The 16,898-nt window shown below is 69.5% G+C and carries 18 protein-coding genes; 1 reads left to right on the top strand and 17 read right to left on the bottom strand.

Going from position 1 to position 16,898, the window contains the following annotated elements; all coding sequences use genetic code 11:
* Positions 1 to 6: 6 nt before the first annotated feature.
* The 9 genes from AB5J62_RS12910 to AB5J62_RS12870 all read right to left on the bottom strand — a co-directional run bounded on the left by AB5J62_RS12910 (position 7) and on the right by AB5J62_RS12870 (position 7,724).
* Positions 7 to 1,308 (bottom strand): YcaO-like family protein, encoded by a 1,302-nt coding sequence (locus AB5J62_RS12910; protein ID WP_370948450.1) that lies wholly within the window; start codon positions 1,306 to 1,308, stop codon positions 7 to 9.
* On the bottom strand, positions 1,308 to 1,844 hold the full coding sequence (locus AB5J62_RS12905) for a hypothetical protein (protein WP_370948449.1): 537 nt from the start codon (positions 1,842 to 1,844) through the stop codon (positions 1,308 to 1,310). The genes AB5J62_RS12910 and AB5J62_RS12905 overlap by 1 nt, the downstream gene beginning before the upstream one ends.
* A complete protein-coding gene (locus AB5J62_RS12900) occupies positions 1,841 to 3,262 on the bottom strand; it encodes a hypothetical protein (RefSeq protein ID WP_370948448.1) in 1,422 nt (473 codons plus the stop codon). The genes AB5J62_RS12905 and AB5J62_RS12900 overlap by 4 nt, the downstream gene beginning before the upstream one ends.
* Positions 3,259 to 3,891 carry a hypothetical protein gene (locus tag AB5J62_RS12895; protein ID WP_370948447.1) on the bottom strand — a complete coding sequence of 211 codons (633 nt, stop codon included), beginning with the start codon at positions 3,889 to 3,891 and terminating at the stop codon, positions 3,259 to 3,261. Before AB5J62_RS12895 ends, AB5J62_RS12900 begins: the two co-directional genes overlap by 4 nt.
* A 25-nt stretch (positions 3,892 to 3,916) precedes the next feature.
* On the bottom strand, positions 3,917 to 5,248 hold the full coding sequence (locus AB5J62_RS12890; RefSeq protein ID WP_370948446.1) for a YcaO-like family protein: 1,332 nt from the start codon (positions 5,246 to 5,248) through the stop codon (positions 3,917 to 3,919).
* 35 nt (positions 5,249 to 5,283) lie between these two features.
* Positions 5,284 to 5,991 carry a DsbA family protein gene (locus AB5J62_RS12885; protein WP_370948445.1) on the bottom strand — a complete coding sequence of 236 codons (708 nt, stop codon included), beginning with the start codon at positions 5,989 to 5,991 and terminating at the stop codon, positions 5,284 to 5,286.
* A 20-nt stretch (positions 5,992 to 6,011) separates the two neighbouring features.
* Positions 6,012 to 7,175 carry a hypothetical protein gene (locus AB5J62_RS12880; RefSeq protein ID WP_370948444.1) on the bottom strand — a complete coding sequence of 388 codons (1,164 nt, stop codon included), beginning with the start codon at positions 7,173 to 7,175 and terminating at the stop codon, positions 6,012 to 6,014.
* Positions 7,176 to 7,292: 117 nt separating this feature from the next.
* Complete coding sequence (locus AB5J62_RS12875) at positions 7,293 to 7,472, bottom strand: hypothetical protein (protein WP_370948443.1); 180 nt, start codon at positions 7,470 to 7,472, stop codon at positions 7,293 to 7,295.
* 63 nt (positions 7,473 to 7,535) lie between these two features.
* A complete protein-coding gene (locus AB5J62_RS12870) occupies positions 7,536 to 7,724 on the bottom strand; it encodes a hypothetical protein (RefSeq protein WP_370948442.1) in 189 nt (62 codons plus the stop codon).
* On the opposite strand from AB5J62_RS12870, the gene AB5J62_RS12865 reads away from it, so the two are divergent.
* Positions 7,714 to 7,974, top strand: a complete 261-nt coding sequence (locus AB5J62_RS12865) for a hypothetical protein (RefSeq protein WP_370948441.1) — start codon at positions 7,714 to 7,716, stop codon at positions 7,972 to 7,974. The two genes, AB5J62_RS12870 and AB5J62_RS12865, sit on opposite strands and share 11 nt — an antisense overlap.
* A gap of 142 nt (positions 7,975 to 8,116) precedes the next feature.
* Here AB5J62_RS12865 and AB5J62_RS12860 read toward each other — a convergent pair whose 3' ends face one another.
* The 8 genes from AB5J62_RS12860 to AB5J62_RS12825 form a co-directional block, all read right to left on the bottom strand.
* A complete protein-coding gene (locus AB5J62_RS12860; RefSeq protein WP_370948440.1) occupies positions 8,117 to 8,287 on the bottom strand; it encodes a hypothetical protein in 171 nt (56 codons plus the stop codon).
* A 52-nt stretch (positions 8,288 to 8,339) separates the two neighbouring features.
* Complete coding sequence (locus AB5J62_RS12855) at positions 8,340 to 8,489, bottom strand: hypothetical protein (RefSeq protein WP_370948439.1); 150 nt, start codon at positions 8,487 to 8,489, stop codon at positions 8,340 to 8,342.
* 70 nt (positions 8,490 to 8,559) lie between these two features.
* Positions 8,560 to 8,697, bottom strand: a complete 138-nt coding sequence (locus AB5J62_RS12850; protein ID WP_370948438.1) for a hypothetical protein — start codon at positions 8,695 to 8,697, stop codon at positions 8,560 to 8,562.
* A gap of 30 nt (positions 8,698 to 8,727) precedes the next feature.
* Entirely contained in the window at positions 8,728 to 8,865 is a 138-nt protein-coding gene (locus AB5J62_RS12845) for a hypothetical protein (protein WP_370948437.1), read from the bottom strand.
* A 180-nt stretch (positions 8,866 to 9,045) separates the two neighbouring features.
* A complete protein-coding gene (locus AB5J62_RS12840; RefSeq protein WP_370948436.1) occupies positions 9,046 to 11,472 on the bottom strand; it encodes a hypothetical protein in 2,427 nt (808 codons plus the stop codon).
* Entirely contained in the window at positions 11,469 to 12,140 is a 672-nt protein-coding gene (locus AB5J62_RS12835) for a hypothetical protein (protein WP_370948435.1), read from the bottom strand. The genes AB5J62_RS12840 and AB5J62_RS12835 overlap by 4 nt, the downstream gene beginning before the upstream one ends.
* A 22-nt stretch (positions 12,141 to 12,162) precedes the next feature.
* Entirely contained in the window at positions 12,163 to 13,533 is a 1,371-nt protein-coding gene (locus AB5J62_RS12830) for a YcaO-like family protein (protein ID WP_370948434.1), read from the bottom strand.
* A 392-nt stretch (positions 13,534 to 13,925) separates the two neighbouring features.
* Positions 13,926 to 16,349: an NB-ARC domain-containing protein gene (locus tag AB5J62_RS12825; protein ID WP_370948433.1), complete on the bottom strand. Its 2,424-nt coding sequence runs from the start codon at positions 16,347 to 16,349 to the stop codon at positions 13,926 to 13,928.
* Positions 16,350 to 16,898: the final 549 nt, after the last annotated feature.

Here is a 16,898-nt window from a genome sequence, read left to right as displayed (position 1 = left end):
TGATCCTCACGCCATCGGCTGTGGGAGCCGGTTGAGCCGGTTCTCGGGCTGGACCGGGTGGTTCATCGCGGCGGGCGCCGTGAACAGCCGCGGCGTACCGAGCAGCCGCGCCTGGGTGCCGAACGCGACCGGGATCGCTTGGGGCACCAGCACTTTCACCACGACCGCACCGGCCGCGCGCGCTTCGATCGGGGTGATGTCCACGGCCAGCACCTCCGCGTCCGCGGCACGCAGCCGGTCGACCACCCACTCCAGCTGCCTGGCCGGGTCGTCGGTGCCGGGGCTGGGCAGCTCGGCGAAGGACCGCACCGGGCGCGGTCCTTCCAGCAGGAAGTCGAAGTTCCTTCTGGCGCCGAGCGAACCGTTGACGTGGGCGCCACCGCACACACCTTCGAGCGGCACGTCGGCGTCGTCGGTGGACCGCAGCGCCGTGCGCAGCATCGCCAGCTCCCGATGGAGCTTGGCCGTGCACACCGCCGGGTCCAGCCCCGCGGTCGTCGCGACGATCTGCGCGAACCGGTCGTTCCCGGCGAGCTGCAGCCCGAAGAAGGCGGGGACGCCGAAGTCCGTCGTGGCGTCGAAGAGCACCGTGTCCAGCCCGGCTTCGCGACTGCGCTCGGCGTACGGGCGCAGCGACGGCGGCAGGTCCGGTGCCGAGACCGCGAGCTTGGGCAGGCGCAGGCGGTGCAGCCAGGTCAGCATCAGGGAGTCGCGCTCGATGACCTCCAGCAGACCACCGAGCACCGCACGCGGATAGTCCGCGTGCGCCGCGCTGCCACTGGAGTTGCCCATCGTGAAGTACTCGGCGGCGCTGGTGCGCGCCATGTGCAGCCACACCATCGCGGCGGGCACGTAGCGCGGCCGTTCCCTGGTGAGCGACCAGGCCTTGACCCAGCGGATGCGGGCCCCGTCGTCCGCGCGGGTCAGCGGGAACCCCGGGCTCGCGAACTCCGCCTCGGACGGGCGCGGCCACTGGCTCGGCGCCACCGCCTCCTCACCCAGCTCCTGCGCGCTCGCGGTGATCATCAGGTCGTCCCGCACGGCGAGGGTCGCGTAGCGCTCGAGCGATTCCGCGACACTGAGCAACTCGGCGCGGTCGACGTCGAGATCCCCGCCGGCGCCGTCGAAGTTGCCGTCCGTGGCCAGCGAACGCTGCCAGCCTGCCAGCCTCGGGAAGATCTCGCCGAGCTCACCGAGGAAACTCACCCCGACCGGGATCCGCGGCACGCCCAGCGCGTTCCCCGTGCGGCCGACCAGGCCGTACGGGGACACGAGCGCACGCATGGCGGCCAGCGAATCGGTGGTCATCAGCAGCCGCCGTCCGGCGCGAAGGTCCAAGCCTGGACGAAGAGCTCGTGCTCGTTGGCGGTCGAGCTGTCCGCGAGCGCGAACGAGTACCCGGCCACGCTGGCGTGCGAACGCGCCACTTCACCGGCCGCGCCGGTCGCCAGCAGCGCTTGCCGCCAACGATGCACCCCGCCCTCGCGCAAGGCTTTCCGGTCGCTCGCGACGAAAACCGTCGCCGGATCGACGGGAAGCGGGTCGGCGGACTCCACGGCGTAGAACGCGCCCTCGCGGAACTCGTACCAGCCGACGGCGAGCCCGTCGACATAGCGGGCCGCGAGGGTGAACCGCAGGATGCCCGAGGCGGGCTCGGCGGCGTCCAGCAGCCACGCCAGCGCCGCGGCGGTCAGCCTGCCGGAGATCAGCTCGACGTCCCCAGTGCCGCCCAGGCCCGGCTGTGGCCAGTGTCCAGCGCTGTCCGGCAAGGGTTCGCGGCCCAGCTCGGCGCGGACCAGCTCCGTCAGCCCGGCCGCGTTTTCGGGTGCGTATGCCTGCGTCATCGCCGTTCTCCCTGCTCCCGGTCCAGCACCACGAGCTCGAGCAGCGTCTCGGCGTGCGGCAGCAGACCGAGCGCGGCGCCGAGGTCGCCGAGCGTGCCGCCGACGCCGTCGCGTGCGCGCAGGCCGAGGTCGGCGGCCACCGTGAGCAGGCGCTGCACGGCGGCGCCGGTGTGCAGCAGGCCGTCCCGGATCGTCGTCCCGTTGGTGTACGCGGGCACGGTGGCCGACACGGCGATCACCGCGAACGCGCCCGCCGCGTGCTCGGCGCGCCACCACGCCACGTCCGCGACCCCGCCGAGGTCGATGAGCCCGGCCTCACCCGTGCGGTAGAGGTGCGCGCCGCCGTTCGCGCCGAGCACGTAGGCGTTCAACGACTTGTCGAGATCGGCGGGGAACGCCGCACCCAGCAGCCGGGTCAGCTCGGGGCAGTCCACCGGTTCGATCGCCGCCGGGTCCGGCGGCGGAGGCAGCAGGAACTGCGGCGTCAGCGTGTCCGAAGTGGACTTCCCGGCCACGTAGTCCATGGCGAGGCAGGCGGATTCGCCGTCACCCGGCCTCGGCGCGCGCGGGCGTTGCCGGCAGGCTCCCGTCGCCGCGTCGAAGTCGACGACGCCCGCCGTGGACACCGGCCTGCCTGCGCCGCTGAGCAGATTGACGATCTCCAGTGCGGCGAATCCGAGCGAAGCCTGCCGATCGCGTGCGGCGGAGGCCGCGGTCACGCGCCTGCCGACCGGCCACCACGCGGCATACCGCAGCTCGTCCCGCGGCGCGAACCGCGGCCCGATCTCCGCGCCGCCTTCGTGGACGAGCACCCGCAGCCACGGGACGCCGTCCGCGGCCAGCCCGGAGTCGAGCGCGGCGAGTGCGCCCGGATCCTCCTGGCCGTTCAGCACGACCACGACGAGACCGGATCCGCTGGTCCCGTTCCCCGCCGTGGCCCGCACCCCGTCGAGCGCGAGCAGCTCGCCCAGCTCGGCGGCGAGCACCGGATCGCCGAGGAGGCTCACCCGTGTCCGCCGAGTGTCACCGGTGTCCGTGAGCCGCACTTTCGCCGTCGCGGCAACGGATTTGGCCAGCCAGCGCTCGGTGTCGCCGTCGGGCAACCGGCCGTGGCCGAGCAGCTTGCGCGACCGCGCGAGCGCGTACACGGCGTCCACAGTGGCCTGAGGCAGTCCGAGCAGCTCGGCGATCGCGGCCGTGGTCCGAGTCCCGTCCATCGCGCGCAGCACGGCGGGCAGGACGCTGTGCGCGGCCTTGCCGCCGAACACCTGGGGCTGGGCGGCGCCGAACACCACCAGGCCGGTGCGGGTCGGGATGAGTGAGATGCCGGGCAGCAGGCGGGGAAAACCGTTGCCGGGTCCGGCTTCCGCCTCGTTCAGCGCGTCGGCGGCGGTCGTGCGTTGGACGGTCGTGATCATGCCGTCGCCTCCAGCGTGTCGAGGATGAGCCCGCGCAGGCGGGCGAAAGTCCGCTGATCGGCGGGGAAGGGAGACCGTGACCTGGCGTTGCCGTGCACACCGAGCAGCACCGAACTCATGGCGTCACCGAGATGCGGCTGCAGCAGCACCACCCTGGGCTCAACCGGGTCTTCGCCGAGCAGGCGCCCGGCCAGCCCGCACACCACGGCGACCGTCGCGCCGAGGTGCCCGGCCGGTTCGCCGACGGGGTGATCGTCGAGATGATCGTGCACCACGCCGAGGTCGGCGTGCGCGCCCGCGCGCTGGGCCCGCCTGCGGTAGTAGCAGTCGACGGTCGCCGTGCTGCTCGGGCCGAGCAGCGGGCCGACCCGCGCCGTCATGGCTTCGGCCACGATCGGCAGCAAGGTCTTGCCGTGCCGGAGCACCGCACTGTCCACAGCGGACTCCAGCCGCCGCACCGGGCGGCTCCAGGCGAAGACGACCCGGTCGTGCGCGGCGATCAGCGTGTCCAGCGCCGTGAGGTCGGGCCAGCCGTCGAGCCGGCGCGTGACCGTGCCGGGCAGCGCCGAGCGCAGCCGGGCGGCGACCGCCGCGCCGAAATCGGCGTCGTGCAGCACGAGAATGCTCACGGCATGTCCTCTCTTCGTACCCGTCTCAGGCGACGGGCTGCGGCCAGGGGTTGAGGTCGGCTTCGTCGTGCACCGGATAGCCCATCGCCGCCGGAGCGGCGTAGAGCCGGGGATGCGCCAGGTACTGGGCCTTGCGCACGAACGACATCGGCTGCAGGCCGGGCACGATCGCCTTGACCGCGGTCATCCCGACCGCGGCCGCCTCGTCCGTGGTCTGGTCCACGATGTAGGCGTCGGTGCCCACCGCCGTCAGCCGTCCGGACAGCCAGCGCAACGCCTCCGCCGAGCTGCCGTTCGGCGGCGTGGGCAGCGCCGACAGCGGCCGCTTCTCCTTGCCGGACAACAGGAACTCGAAGGCCTCGGCCCGATCGGCGTGCGCGGTGAACAACGCGCCGTCCATCGTGCGGTAGCAGTCCTCGGCACGCTCGGGAGTGCTCCCGATCTGGGGCAGGAAGGCGATGTGGCAGGACAGCACCTCGCGGACCGCGTTCACCGCGGCCTGCACCGGGTCCATGTTCGAGGCGCAGATCGCCACGTGCCGGACGTCGGTGCTGCGCCGGTCGACCCGCACGGCGAAGATCGACGGCACACCCACGTCCGTGGTCGCGTCGAACAACCGGACGTCCACAGAGGAATGGCGCGCGTAGGCCGCGATGAGATCGCGCAGCTCAGGACCGCCGATGTCCACCTCGATCTCCGGCAGCGGGAGCCGCTGATGCCAGGTGAGCGCGGTCGCGTCGCGCTCGATCACCTCGACGAGCCCCTTCACGATCGACAGGACCGGGTCGGAGTGCACGGCGCAGCCGGTCGAGATCGGGTTGGCGATGTTCTCGTCGGCGTCCGGGACGTAGAACAGGTAGACCAGCGGCGCGGGAATCCACATGGGTTTGCCGTCGCGCAGCCGGACACCACGCACCCAGTTGCGCGGCACGTCCTTCGCCGCGAGCCGCGAGGTCTGTCCCGGCAACGCCAGTTCCGCTTCCGAGAGCCGGGGCAAAGTGTCGAGATCGAGCGCCTCGTCACCGAGTTCGAGCGCGGTCGCCCAGCGCATGTCGGCCGGGTCGTGCACGGTCGAGCAGTACCGCTCCAGCGCCTCGGCGACCGCCACGGCCTTGGCCAGCTCGACGTCGAAACCGCCGCCGCTGCCGTCCATCTGCTCCGGCTTGGACCGGGACCACTGGGCGTACCGGCGGATGGCAGGCACGGCGGCGCTGCCGTCACCCAGATAGGCGGACGCGATGGGCATCACGCCGGAACCGGGCGGGAACGGGAGCAACGCGGGCTCGGCGACCAGGCCGAGCGCGTTGTCCACCAGCGGCGCGAGCCGGTCGGGAAGGGTGACGGGAGACGAAGTCATCGCTGAGCTCCTGCCGAAGGTCGGTTCGTTGGCTTTCACCGCAACGGCTCCGCCCAGTCGCCGTCGGTGAGGTCACCGGGTGCGACGAGCCTGCCGTCGATCCGCACGGACGGCGTGCCGGGGATGGTCGGGCGCACCGCGGCGGTGGTGTCGCGCAGCTCGGCCTGGAAAGTGCCGTCCAGCAAGCACTTCCCGAAATCGGGCCCGGCGCCTGCGTCGAACGCGAACCGGATCAGCTCGTCGTTGGTGCGGTCGGTCGACCCGTTCTCGCTCGGCTGGTTGTCCGGCGCCATCAGGTGTTCGTGCAGCCTGCCGAACGAGGTGCCGGTGACCTTCGTGGCGCACAGCATGGCCGCGGCGGCCCTGGTGGAGTAGTCACCGGTCTTCGACTTGGCGTCCAAAAAGGTCAGCAGGTGGTAGTTGACCTTCGCCTTGCCCTCGTCGATCGCCTTGGCCAGCAGCTGGCCGAACCGCTTCTCGAACTGCGCGCAGAACGGGCACAGCGGATCCTCGTAGACGTCCACGGTGTGCGGAGCGTTCGCCGCGCCGAGTGTGACGACACCGGGAGCGCTGATCCGGGCGGCCGTGCGCGGCGGGCCGTAGCCGTCGGCCTCGGCGCGATTGTTCCGCAGCTGCAGGTAAAGGCCACCGCCGAGGACGACCGCGATGACGAGCACGACCAAGGCCTTGACCGCGGGCTTGGCCTTGCGCGACCGCGCGATGGGCGGCTTGGGCTGAGTCATGTCGTCTCCTAGTGCGAGGGTCAGAAGAGCTGACCGACGAGTTTGTAGAGGGTCACGCCGATCAAGCCGAAGACCAGCAGCATGTAGGCGAGGCAGGCGATGCCGTAGCCCCAGAACAACGTCCGGTCACCACGGCCGACGCGGTGCAGTGCGCTGGGCAGCGGCTTGCGCAGCACCCGGTGCAGCACATAGGTCATCGCGCGGCTGCGCAGGTTCAGCTTGCCGAGCGCGTTCTCCAGCACCTGCTGCCCGTCGGTCGGCAGCATCGGGTTGAAGTTCATCACCATCATCACGGTCTGGAACGCCACCAGCGTGCCCAGCACCCCGGGATCACCGACCCCGGTCAGCAGCAGCGTGGCCGTCGTGCCGAGCACGATGCCGTCGAACGCCGGACCGGCGAGCAGGATCGCGATCCGCGGCCAGCGCTTCTCCAGCCGCACCGCGTCGGACCGGTCCACGTACCCGATGGGCATCACGTAGAACCACAGCGCGACGCCGACTTCCCTTGCGGGCACGGCATAGTAGCGGCACAGCACGCCATGACTGGTCTCGTGCAACAGCGTTTGCGGGACTATGACGAGATACACCACCCAGATCGCCGAAAGATCAGGGACGATCGGATGGAAGACGAGGGTCAGCACCGCGGTCAGGAACCCGGCGGCGCCGAGCAGGCCGAGCGCGCCGAGCGCCATCCCGCCGACCCGGCCCCGGAAAAGCCGCGCGATGGCGCCGAACACGCGGTCGGCCCGTTCGGTGGAAATGGGCAACCGCGCGTGCGGCATCTTGATCTGGGAGCGGGCGACCTTGGTCGCGACGCCATCGGAAGCCGCCACCACGCCGGCGAGCAACTCGAGCCTGGCGAGGTCGTGGACCATGGGGCGCAACGCTTTGTCGACCTGGTCGAGCGGGGCGCCGCTGCGGCGAGCCAGCTCGTCGAGCAGCTTGTCGTACCGGACACCCGCGGTCAGCTGCGGAACCAGCAGGCAGGCGCCCTTGCTGACGAAGGTGTATTTGCCGCTCGCCTCGTCGAACAGCATCGAGCGGCCGTCCGCGCCGGTGAGCAGTTCGACACCGGGGTTGAGCTTCAGCTCGTCGTCTCCGGCAGGCCACCGCGCGCCGACGACCACGGACGCCTCCTCGGCGCTCCGCGTGCCGGGTCCGGACGGTTCGATTGTGGTGGACATGGTGGCCCTCCAAGGGATTTCGGGACGAGCAGGGATTGGGGATGGGTGGGTGGCCGGTGGGGACGCGGTCGTTCGAGGCCACCCACCCGGTTCAGCGGGTAGGGCGATCAAGCGCACTCAGCACTTGGTCGAGGCCGATCCACCGCAGCCCGCGCAACCGCCGGTCGAGACGGTGGAACCCGCGCAGCCGACCGTGCCCGCGCTGGACGCGGTGCTCGCCGTGCCCTGGCAGCAGTCCGCGGCCACGGTGGCCATGTTGTCCTCGACCCACAGGTCGAGAGTCACATCAACGTTCACTCTGTTCTCCATTGTTCTTCTTTCGATTGACGACGCCGGAGTTGGGCGTCCCCGGGTGCTGACTCAGCAGCCGGTGCTGGCCGTGCTGGCTGTTCCGCCGGTGCTGGTCGTGCTGAAGGGCGTGCTGGCCGAACCCGCGCAACCGGCGCTGCCGACGCAGTTCGTGCAGCAGCCGTCCGCGGCGATGACACCGTCGGCCTCCTCCGCCCACAGGTCGAGCGGCAGGTCGACATCGGTACCGATGATCTCCATCATTTCTCCTTGGTTGACTGAAAGGTTCGGATACCAGCCGTTGTGGCAGGCACGTCAGCAAGCGCTGCCGGAGCAGCTGGTGGTGCTGGTGGTGCTGAACGGCGAACTGGCGGTACCCACGGTGCTTCCCGTGCTGGCGCAGCAGTTGTCGGCGGCCACACCGGATTCAGGCTCCTCGGCCCACAGGTCCAGGCTCTGGTCCTGTTCTGCGAAATACTTCTCCATTTTCTTTCTCCTCTCCTATGACTGACGAATGACTTCCGGTGAGCCCGCGGGTACTTGGCCTGCCCGCGGACTCACCGGTCCCCGCACCGCTTGGTCAGCGGCGTCTCACGTCCGTGCTCGCCCGGCAGCTGAGCCGGGCCCGCACGGTCGGTCCAGTGCGGCCTCGCTCAGGGGCACTCGCTGCTGGCGCACCCCGCGCTGCCGAACGAAAGAATCGGCGAGCTGGCGGTGCCGCCCGTGGATCCCGAGCCGACGCAGCAGTCCGCCGCCACGCCGTTCACGGACTCTTCCGCCCACAGCTCCAACGCGTCCGCGGGAGCCATAGTGTTGTCGTTCATCGTGCGTTCCTCTCGTTGGTCGATTTCAGGCACTTCTTCGGTGTGGTTTTGCTCAGGGGCACTGGCTGCTGGCGGAACCGGCGGTGAGGGGGGTGCTCGCCGTGCTCACGGTGCCGAGGCAGCAATCGGCCGCCACCGAGTCCACCGGCTCCTCAGCCCACAGGTCCAGCGAGCTCTTCGCGATGTCGATGTTGTCGTTCATCGTGCGTTCCTCTCGTTGTTCGATTTCCGGCACTTTTTTCGCACCGGGCTCTTGGTGCCGGATCCGAGGCTCAGCACTCGCCTGCGCAGCCATAGGTCGACAGAGTGGCCGGCAGCGTCGCAACGGTGCTTCCGGTACAACTCGCGGCCAGCGGGTTTTCGGGCTCTTCCGCCCACAGATCGAGGGCGACGTCGTGCATGTCATTCATTTCGAGAAACCTTTTCCCTGAGCTCCAGGCTCAGCAAGCACTGGAGATCGTGCCCGCGGTCGATGTCGGGCACGAGAACGTGGTAAGGCAACCGCCGCAACAGGATTCGGCCGCGACCTGCTGGTCGCCGTCCTCGGCCCACAGATCCAGCGTCTCGTTCTGGTCCATTTCATTCCCCGGTTTCACTGAGGTTCGCTTACTTCCGGTGACGATCGCCACGAACGCTGGTAATCGATTTCCAGCGATGCAATGATTATCTGCGCAGGTCGAGCTTGATTCAATGAATATCAGCTGAGAAAGCGTGCAGTTTTCTGCAACCCCAGGCGATCAAATGCATTTTGCTGCATTTCAGCGGAGCGGCGAATCCTGGGCCGTGCCGAGAGAGAAGGTGAACAACGGAACTTCTTCGCGAAGGTCGAGCCTGCCGTGCGCGGTCAGCGCGTGCGGGATGAGCCCGGCGAACCCGCAGGCCTCGTGGCCCGCGGCGAGCGCGCCGAGCCAGACCTCGTTGACCGCGGCGGTTCCTCTGGCCAGCAGGATGCGATAGCCGTGGGCGCCGAGTTCGTGCACGGCTTGGGGCGTCCGCCCGACCACCGCGCCGATCGCGGCCGCGCCCGCGAATTCCGCTTGCAGCACCATCTGTTCGACCGGGTAGTCCGCAGGCAGCCGCGCGACCTGGCTGAAACCGCTGACCGGGTCGAACCGGTAGAAGCCCGGTTCCAGACCGGTGACTCGCTGCGCCAATATCAGATAGCCGAGCCTGCCGGTGCCGGATTCGCTCCAGCCGAGACTGCCCGCGCGGTCCGCCCGGCGAAGCAGGTTCGCGAGTTCCTCGCCGCCGATCTCGCCGGGCCCGTAGTACCGGCCGCCGTGCCGGTTGGTCAAGGCGACGGCGTAGTCCTGCGGCGACCAGGACGCGCCACCGAGCCTGCCGAGCGCGGCGGGTGTCCGGCGCTCCTGCAGTTCCCTGATGAGACCGGCCATCACCTCGTCGCGTGAGCCGATCGGCTGGGAGACCAGGAAGTCCAGTCCACTGTGGACGCGGTCGGGGGTGGCGAACGCCGGTACCGTGCCGGTCTCGACCGAGTCGGTGCTCGCCGAGTCGATGCGGACGACCTCGGTCACCGGGTCCTTCGCCGGGTCGAGCCCGAGCATCCTCGCCACGTCGCCGAGGCGGATGTTGCCGACCCGTCGTGCGGACAGGCCGACCAGGCGGGCGGTCTCGCCGAGTTCGTGCAGCGACACCCCGGCGTCCATGTGGATCACGCGCGCGGCGAACGGGCCGTACTTCGCGGCGACCCGGCTCAGCGCGCCCGCGCTGATGACCAGCGCAGGCGCTCCGGGTGCCGCCTTTTCCAGCCATTGCGCGCTTTTCTCGTCGAACGGCCCCAGCGCGGCCAGCTCGTGGGCGAACGGGTCGTAGCTCCACCAGCCCGACGGCAGCCCGGGAACCTCACGGATCGCGAGGTAGGCCTGCGGGGAACCCAGGTTCCCGCCCGTCGCGTGGTACCGGTGGACGTGCAGGTCGCCGCGGTCCGCGCCACCGGGCTGCAGCCCGAACGCCGTGCGGACGGCCAGCACGAGCCTGTCGATCTCCACCGGCGCCTCGGCCGTGGCCAGCCCGGCCAGGTCGGCGATGGTGACCGGCGGCAGTGGCAGGCGCGCGGCAGGCGAATAGACCTTGTGGTCGTATTGCTTGGCGGTGTTCGCCGGCACGTAGTGCATGAGGTGGCCCTTGGGCGCGGCCTGGTCCTTCGGCGGGAAGCGGACCATCTCGTCGAAGGTGATGGCGAGCGAATGCGACGGGCTGCCGTCCGGCGCGAACGTGGCGATCGGGCCCGGCGCGGCGGCGAGATCGGTCGTCTCGCCGGTGCGGAGGTCGATGCGCAGTGCCGCGCCGAGGTTTTCGGAGCCACCCGTTCGCGAGACCACGTTGGTGATCTCGGTCGCCAGTATCGCGAGGCCGGTGGACCGGACGGCCGGGTCCGTCGTGACTTCGGCGTCTTCGTCCGCCAGCGCGCCGAGTTCCCAGCGTGCCAGCTCCAGTCCGATCCTGGCATCGAAGCGGGGGCCGAGTTCCAGCCGCCCGGCGAGCACCGCGGCCCTGATCCAGGTCCCGCCGCGCTCGTTCACCACCCGATCGAGGTCGTAGAGCCAGCCGGGGGTCGGGACCTCGTCGGTCAGGCCGATGACGAGCGTCGCCTCCTCCGGAACGTCACCGGCGCCGAGCCGGGCGTCCCGGCTGACCGGAACGGGAATCACGGTGATCGTGTTCGCTTCGAGCAGCTCGGTCAGTTCAGCGGCCAGTTCGTCGGGGGCCACCACGGCGACCTTGGCGGAAAGCAGTTCCTCCCAGGCCTTGTGCCCGCTCCGGTGCACTCGCGACGCGTCGATATGGCGGGCCAGCCACAGCGGCACCGGCTCCTCCGGCACCTCGGGGTCGAGACCCTCCTCGACCAGGCCGCGCACGTAAAGCAGCGAAACTATGGTCACCACGTCGGCTTCGCGGATGCCGAGCGTTTCCCCGATCTCCGCGTACGTCCGGTTTCCGTCCAGCAGCCGGAGAACATCGGGCAGCAGCGTGACGCTGGCCTTGCCGGAGAAGGCCTGCCTGCTCGCGGCGCCTTCGACGACGTAACCCGCCGCCAGCGGCACCTCGAACAAACCCGGCAGTTTCCTGGCCCTGGTCGGCAGGGTGAACTGCGGATCTCCCGCCACCGCGGCCCCCATGCGGGCGGCGCCGATGCGGTCAGGGGTGGTCGTTGCTGGGCTCACCTGAGCGCTCCTTCGGTGACGGCGTCCAACTCGGAAAGGTCGTGCGCGAGCTCGCGGGCCAGTGGCAGCAACGCCTGCCACGACCTGTCTTCGGCGGAGACCGTCGAAGCGGATCTGGCGTTGCCGTGCACGCCGGTGAGCCGGTGACGGCCGATGCGGGGCGAGGTCCCGCTGAGGTAGGTGATCTGCTGGAGATCGGAGCGGTCGGCTTCGGCGATGCGCCGGATCACGGCGGTGACCGAAGCCGCCGCGGCGGCCGCCAGTGAGGGCAGGAAACCTTGCGAGCGACGGGTTTCGACCTCGTCGTAGGCCGCCTGCAGCTCGGCATGCCCGGTGGCTCCGCTGTGCTGCAGGCTACGGCGGTAGTGGCAGTCGATGGTGGCCCGCGCCCCCGGCCCGAGAACCGGTCCTATCCGGACCATCTGGTGACTCGCCACGACCGGGACGAGGAAAGTCCCACGGGCGAGAGCGAGCTGGTCCGCGGCGCGTTCGAACCGGGGGGCGGGCAGATCGAGTGCGAGCACCAGCACGCCACCGGCGGGCACGTCTTCCGCTGCCGGAAGTTCGTCGAGCCGGATGGCCTTGGTGGTCGCCGGGTACAGCCGCTGCGCGACCGCGGCGCCGAAGCCTTCGTCGTGCAGTACGAGCACCTCGGGTGAGGCGGGCATGGGATTCTCCTTTCGGCGGTGCTCAGGCGAAGGGCTGCGGCCAGGGATTGAGGTCTTCGAGCGAGCGGACCGGATATCCGCACGCCGCGGGCGCCGCGTAAAGACGTGGAGTGGCAAGGAACTGGGCACTATGGGTGAACGAAAGCGGCTGCAGGCCAGGCACGATGGCCTTGATCGCGGTCAGGCCGACTTCGCGGGACTCGTCGCAGCCGATGTCGACGGCGAAGACGTCCAAAGCGGACTTGCGCATCTTGGCGAGCAATTCGGTCAGGTACCGCTTCGGGGAGCTTTCCGGAATGGCCGAACGGATTTTCGACAACGCGGTGGTGCCACCCGTTCGGCCGGGGCCGACGAGAAAGTCGAATCCCTCGGCGTTTTCGGGTAAGCCCATGTACAGCGCACCGTCGAAGACGGCGCCGAAAGTGCCGGGGTCGGTGGGCGCGGGGCCTTGGTGTTCGAGCGCGAGCCTGCAGCTGATGGCTTCGCGAACCGCGTTGGCCGCGGCCTTGTCCGCCGACGGGTTGATTCCGCAGCCGAGCACATGCCGCAGCCGCGGGGAAAGGTGCTCCTGATAGACGGCGTAAACGGTCGGAACACCGAGATCGAGTGTCGCGTCGAACAGCCGCATCGAGACGCCGGGATTGGCGTCGAATCGCGCCAGCAGTTCCCGGAGTTCGGGCGAGGCGTCGTCGACCTCGATCTCGGGCAACGGCAACCGCTGCCGCCAGGCGATCGAGATGGCGTCGCGCTCGATGACCTCGAGCAGCCCGTTGAGCAGCGCCTGCCACGGGTCGGAGTGGACGGCGCAGCCGGTGCTGTTGGCCGTGGCGAGCCGTTCGGCACCTGGTTCGTCGAAGCAGAGCCACACCAGCTCGGCCGGAATCCACACCGGCCGCGCGTCGGCCAGCCGCACGCCGCGCACCCACGAGCGGGCCCGGTCCTTGCGGGGGATGCCGATCCGCTGCCGCTCGTCGGCCAGCTCCTGATCCGAAAGCTCGGGCAGGGTATAGAGGTCGAGCGCTTCGTCACCCAGCTCGTCGGCGGTCGCGACGATCAGCTGATCCCGGCTGTACACGGTCGAGCAGTACCGTTCCAGCGCCTCGGCCACGGCGACCCACTCGGCGAGATCGCCGTCGAAGCCGCCGCCAGCGCCGTCGAGGCCGCTGGTCGGCCTGCCGGTCCGCTGCCCGAACGCGGCCACCTCCGGCAGCACCCAGCGCAGGTCACCGGAGGCAGAGCTGGCGATCGGCAGCTCCGGAATTCCTTCCGGTACCGGCAATCTGACGGGCCGCGAGACAGGGCCGAACATGCCGGCCACCGGCGACAGCCGCGCACGCAGTTCGACCGCCGCGGATGCCGTGGCCGTGGTCTCGGCCGGTGCAAGGTTCACCATGTCGACCAACTCTCTCCGTCACGCCTGTGAAAAGTCTGCATTCGAGCGATCGCAGAACCGGAACTGAGCCGTTGGCATTGCCGTGACCGGCTCTTATTGAAGTCAAGAGGTGCAGAAAGCGCTTACTCATTATGTGAGACTTATTCGCTTTCAAGCATTTATCGTCACCGTGATGGAGTCATTGAACATCCATCCGGGTCACGAGACGACGCAGAAACACCCGAAGAATCGAAATTTCGTCAACTTCTGCCGGTGTCCATCCACTGGACGTCATTCACCGACCGCCGGGTGCGCGGCAAGGCCTGAAGAACAATGTTATTCCAGGCCCGCTGACCATAACATCGTTCCCGCCAGACTCAAAACATTGTTTTCCCAATAAGTCAAAAGTGCCGTTATTTCGCCAGAAAACCGACAGATCCGACATCGGGGACACCTAGCTCGGTCGCGAGCCTGCCCGCGGCCGCCCTGGCGGCGGGTGTGTCGCACCGCGCGCATTCCGCCAACGCCTGCCGCCGATGCGTACGGGCCTGCTCAGGCTCGTCGCGCTGGTCGCAGATCTCGGCCAGCTGCACCAGTATCTCGATCCGCCCGTCCGCCAGGCGGTGGCCGTCGAGCAGCCGCAACGCCGACCGCAGCTGCACGGCCGCCTCGTCGAGCCGGTGCGCCTTGACCAGCGCCTTGCCCCGCTCGGACTGCACCCTGGCGACGCCCTGGGTGGCGCCGTGCTCGCGGAACAGCGCCTCGGCCTCGTCGAAGTGCACCAGCGCCGACGGGATGTCGCCCACCGCGGCGAGGCTTTCGGCGAGCCGCGTGAGCACCATGGACAGCACCTCGTCGTTGGCGGGCGTGCTGGGATTGCTTCGGTACCAGGCCACGCACCGGCGATGCAGCGCGACGGCCTCGTCGAATCCGCCGATCCCGTGCAGCTGCTTGCCCAGGAACGACATGGCCAGATACTGGCCTTCCGGGTACCCCGCCTGCTCGAACAGCGCCACCGCGCGCCGGTTCCAGCGCACGCCTTCCGCCGGCTCGCTCAGCTTCGAAATGATGGCGGAGCCGTAGTACCAGGTCCACGCCTCCAGCGTGGGGTCGCCGACCTCCTGCGCGGCCGCGAGCGCGCCGCGATGGGCTTCCAGCGCCTTGTCCGGCTGCCCGCAGAGGATGTACAGCGCCCAGGACAGGTAGTTGCACTGGTCGGCTTCGGCACGCCGGTCCCCCAGCGCCCGCGCCGCTTCGACGCCTGCCCCGAACACCTCGCGCCAGAGCTCACCGTCGCCGCGCAGGTCGGAGTACCAGTGCATGGCGGCCGCGAGGTCCAGCACCCGCCGGTGCTCGTGCTCCGCGGCGGCGTCGCGCAGTGCGGAACGCCAGTTGCCCTGCTCCAGTTCCAGCCACTCGGCCGCGGACCGGCGGTCGTGCGCCGGGCCGGTCTCACGAGCGGTGCCTGCCATTTCCCGGTCGTCGTGGCTGAAATAGCCAGCCGCTTTGGTGGCGGTTTCCAGCAGCCAGTGCCGCAGCCGCAGCCGGGCCGCCTCGATTTCCTCGGCGTCTTCGGCGAGTTCCAGGCGTTCGCGAGCGAAGACGCGCAGCAGGTCGTGGCAGGTGTAGCGGCCGAAGGCGCCATCGGCCCCGAGCAGGCTGGCGTCCGCGAGCTTCTCCAGCGCCATTTCGGCCGTTCCCGCCGGCAGCCCGGAGGCGACCGTGGCCAGGTCGACGGAGATGGCGGACCCGGAGATCAGCGCGAGCCGCCGGAACATGCGCGCGGCGTCCGGTTCGAGCTGGTGGTACGAGATCTCGAAGGCGGCACGGACCTGGAGATCGCCTGCGCTGAGCACGGACAACCGGCTCCGCTCGTCTTCGAGGCGGCCGACGAGATGCTCGATCGTCCACCGCGCGCGGCTCGCCAGCCGGTTGCCCGCGATCATGAGCGCGAGCGGCACCCCGCCGCACAGCGCGGCGAGCCGGTTCGCCGCCTCCGGCTCGGCGGCGACGCGGTGTTCGCCCACGACCAGCCCCAGTAGCTCGATCGCGTTCTCGTCGTCGAGCCGATCCAGCGCGATCCGGTGCCGGACGTCGATGCCGACCAGGGTGTTGCGGCTGGTCACCAGCACCAGCGAGCCGTGGGTGCCCGCCAGCAGCGGCCGCACCTGCGCCTCGTCGGTGGCGTTGTCGAAGACGAGCAGCATCGTGCGGTCGCGCAGCAGCGAAACGTAGAGCGCCCGCAGATCGTCGGGATTGGTCGGGACCGTGCGCGCCTCCACGCCCAGCACGTGCAGCACCCGCCGCATCGCCTGCTCGGGGGTCAGCGGATCGGCATCCATGCCACGCAGGTCCAGAAAGAAACACCCGTGCTCGAACCGCGCTTTGAGGTGATGCGCGGCTTCGATGGCCAGCGCGGTCTTGCCCGCGCCCGGCAGACCATGGATGACCGCGATCTGCGATTTGGCCGAGGCGACGCACTTGTCCGCGTACTCGGCCAGCGCGGCCAGCTCGGCGTCACGGCCGGTGAGTTCCACCAAGACGGGTGGCAACACGCAGGTCACACCGGAGTCGGGCGGCTCACCCGTCGCCTGCTCGGCCACCGCACGCTGTCCGGCTCGCGCGGCGTCGCCGAACAGCTTCGCTTCGTCGCCCGCCAGCTCGAGCCCTTCGGCGAGCAGTTCCACGGTCCGGCGGTGCGGCGTGCGCACGCGCCCGCCTTCCATGTAGCTGATGGCCCGCGAGCTGAGACCGGTCCGCTCGGCCAGTTCCTCCTGGGTGATCGAAGACCGCAGCCGGTAAAACCGCAGGAGCTCGCCGAACCTCTCCGTGCCCAACCGGCCGACCATCCCTTCTTCCGCACACACCTGGATCTGCCCGAATGCTATCCCGCGACGCCGAGAGCGGCTGCCCGACAAGCGCACAGGCCAGGGCTCCGGCAAAGTCAGCGTCGCGGGCGGGTGATATCCGCGCTCTCGGGCCGCTCTGAAGGTGGTGAACGAGGCGTTCACCACCTTCAACGTTGCGAAAGTGGCGTTCACGTAGATCAACTTGCCCGGTCCGCCATAGCCGCACGAAGGAAACGAACGGGGCTTATGTTCCGATCAGCGCTACAAAAGTGGCGTTTGTGTGCTCCGCGACGAGCGACTTTGCCGAGGCCCTGGGCACACAGGCCGTGAGCGGACAGTTTCCGTCCGTGCGCAGCAAACTGCAGTCAGCACACGGAGTGCCGCAGGAACCTGCGCGACCGGGGTCAAAAAGCGAATGCGGCCTCTACATTATGAATCCTGAGTGAACACACCTTGACGAAAGGGGTTCGAAATGAACAACGAAATCACGCGTGACGAGGTTCTGGACCTGTGGTCGGAGGACGTCGCCGCCGATCT

Origin of the sequence: Amycolatopsis sp. cg5, from assembly GCF_041346955.1 — a bacterium.
Taxonomy (GTDB): domain Bacteria; phylum Actinomycetota; class Actinomycetes; order Mycobacteriales; family Pseudonocardiaceae; genus Amycolatopsis.
This window is presented reverse-complemented; position numbering and strand designations above follow the sequence as displayed.

What these genes read in the sequence shown, in the direction of transcription:
- AB5J62_RS12855 (WP_370948439.1), bottom strand. Translation starts at nt 8,489, where the DNA reads ATGAACGACAACATCGACATCGCGAAGAGCTCGCTGGACCTGTGGGCT.
- AB5J62_RS12835 (WP_370948435.1), bottom strand. Translation starts at nt 12,140, where the DNA reads ATGCCCGCCTCACCCGAGGTGCTCGTACTGCACGACGAAGGCTTCGGC.
- AB5J62_RS12900 (WP_370948448.1), bottom strand. Translation starts at nt 3,262, where the DNA reads ATGATCACGACCGTCCAACGCACGACCGCCGCCGACGCGCTGAACGAG.
- AB5J62_RS12845 (WP_370948437.1), bottom strand. Translation starts at nt 8,865, where the DNA reads ATGGACCAGAACGAGACGCTGGATCTGTGGGCCGAGGACGGCGACCAG.
- AB5J62_RS12870 (WP_370948442.1), bottom strand. Translation starts at nt 7,724, where the DNA reads ATGGAGATCATCGGTACCGATGTCGACCTGCCGCTCGACCTGTGGGCG.
- AB5J62_RS12910 (WP_370948450.1), bottom strand. Translation starts at nt 1,308, where the DNA reads ATGACCACCGATTCGCTGGCCGCCATGCGTGCGCTCGTGTCCCCGTAC.
- AB5J62_RS12865 (WP_370948441.1), top strand. Translation starts at nt 7,714, where the DNA reads ATGATCTCCATCATTTCTCCTTGGTTGACTGAAAGGTTCGGATACCAG.
- AB5J62_RS12860 (WP_370948440.1), bottom strand. Translation starts at nt 8,287, where the DNA reads ATGAACGACAACACTATGGCTCCCGCGGACGCGTTGGAGCTGTGGGCG.
- AB5J62_RS12880 (WP_370948444.1), bottom strand. Translation starts at nt 7,175, where the DNA reads ATGTCCACCACAATCGAACCGTCCGGACCCGGCACGCGGAGCGCCGAG.
- AB5J62_RS12905 (WP_370948449.1), bottom strand. Translation starts at nt 1,844, where the DNA reads ATGACGCAGGCATACGCACCCGAAAACGCGGCCGGGCTGACGGAGCTG.
- AB5J62_RS12890 (WP_370948446.1), bottom strand. Translation starts at nt 5,248, where the DNA reads ATGACTTCGTCTCCCGTCACCCTTCCCGACCGGCTCGCGCCGCTGGTG.
- AB5J62_RS12850 (WP_370948438.1), bottom strand. Translation starts at nt 8,697, where the DNA reads ATGAATGACATGCACGACGTCGCCCTCGATCTGTGGGCGGAAGAGCCC.
- AB5J62_RS12830 (WP_370948434.1), bottom strand. Translation starts at nt 13,533, where the DNA reads ATGGTGAACCTTGCACCGGCCGAGACCACGGCCACGGCATCCGCGGCG.
- AB5J62_RS12885 (WP_370948445.1), bottom strand. Translation starts at nt 5,991, where the DNA reads ATGACTCAGCCCAAGCCGCCCATCGCGCGGTCGCGCAAGGCCAAGCCC.